The 1443-nt window shown below is 46.5% G+C and carries 2 protein-coding genes; both read right to left on the reverse strand.

Features of this window, described 5'->3' with window-relative positions; translation table 11 throughout:
• Nucleotides 1-260: 260 nt before the first annotated feature.
• On the reverse strand, nt 261-557 hold the full coding sequence (locus tag AB7D94_RS07280) for an EscU/YscU/HrcU family type III secretion system export apparatus switch protein (protein WP_420265095.1): 297 nt from the start codon (nt 555-557) through the stop codon (nt 261-263).
• An 8-nt stretch (nt 558-565) separates the two neighbouring features.
• A partial coding sequence (gene fliK, locus AB7D94_RS07285; protein ID WP_420265096.1) for a flagellar hook-length control protein FliK occupies nt 566-1443 on the reverse strand: 878 nt, incomplete at its 5' end.

Genomic DNA, 1443 nt, shown 5'->3' on the forward strand with positions numbered 1-1443 from the left:
GGGGGGGGGGGGGCTGCTTTACTATTGTGACACAGTCTGGAAAGCAGGAATCCAGGAACACCGCTCCACTGTGTGATAATATTTTCCAATAAATTACATTATTCATCGGCGATTCCATTGATTATTATGTTGTTCTATACTTAAAATAACTGGATTCCTGCTTTCGCAGGAATGACAGACCAAAGAATATGTAATCTTTGACCTAATTTCGTTATTAGAAAAAAGTCATAGGTCGAAATGCCAACACAGTGAAAGGACGCTCAGACAGGCCACGTTGGGGGGGGAAGCGAGGGGTTAGTTTTTTTGCCCAATGTATAGATAAACGCAAGTATTTCTGCTACCGCCTTGTATAGTTCTTGTGGAATCTCCTGGTATAAGTCAAGGGCTGAGAGGATTTCTACCAACTGCTTGTCCTCTTTGAGCGGGACGCCGTTGGCCTTTGCTATTTCTATAATCTTCTCTGCCACGGCACCGGAGCCTTTTGCGGTTATCCTTGGAACTGCCTCAGCACCCGATTTGTAGTTTAGGGCAGCCGCCTTTCTGCTTTTGCCTTCCATACCGCCTCCTAAATCCGCAAGTCCAGACCGCCGGAAGGGGTTTTTTTATCATTATTATTTTCGGCAAAGTCGAGCCTGGTTTTTTGTCCTATATTGATTACCTTAAGGGTGAGGCCGTTTGCCGCGAACCGCTTTTCTAGTTCCCCTTTGTTTTCCATTATGAGTTGTTTGGTGCTATCTTTTTCAACGTTGAAAGAGACAAAGAATCCTCCGTCTGCCGCTGTTACCGAGGCCGAGATTTTGCCAAGCCTGTCAAGGTCGAGATTAATATCGCAGGTGAACGATTTCTTTGCGTGATACTTGTTCTTCTTAAACAGCAGCTCGCCGTCTCTTAGCTCATTCCACAAAAAAGGCAGATATGTGCCTACCATATCATTAGCCCGTGAGCTTACCTGATAAAACTCTATATTCTTAATAAACTTATCAACTACGCCCAATAATTCGTCACGTTTGGCAGGGGAATTTTTAAGGGCCTCGACCATCTTATCATCTTGCAATATATTCTTAATTTTCAGCAGCAGGGCCTTTTGATCGTTATTTACATTTAATGGTGCCGCTACGTGTTCACTTTTGGGGGAACTATGGGGTGTAATAGCGGCGTCTTTGGTGGCGGTCTGGGCTGCAACCGCCGCGCTGTCTTTGATGGAATCTCTTGGGGTGGCAATGGCATCGTCGGGCTTTTGCCTTACAGCGGCCAACACGTCTCCACCTTCAACGACTATGCGCTGCGGCCTACCTTGATCTAATATTGTCATTGCCGCACCATCTTTGGGCGAACCTTGTTGTGGCGTTACCGCGTCACCCGGCTGCTGCTGTTGTTTCTGCGGTATTAGCACTTCACTACCGTCAATAATTATTCGCTGCGGTATTTGTGGCACCGCCGCCA

The organism is Candidatus Magnetominusculus dajiuhuensis (assembly GCF_046044395.1).
GTDB classification, from domain to species: domain Bacteria; phylum Nitrospirota; class Thermodesulfovibrionia; order Thermodesulfovibrionales; family Magnetobacteriaceae; genus Magnetominusculus; species Magnetominusculus dajiuhuensis.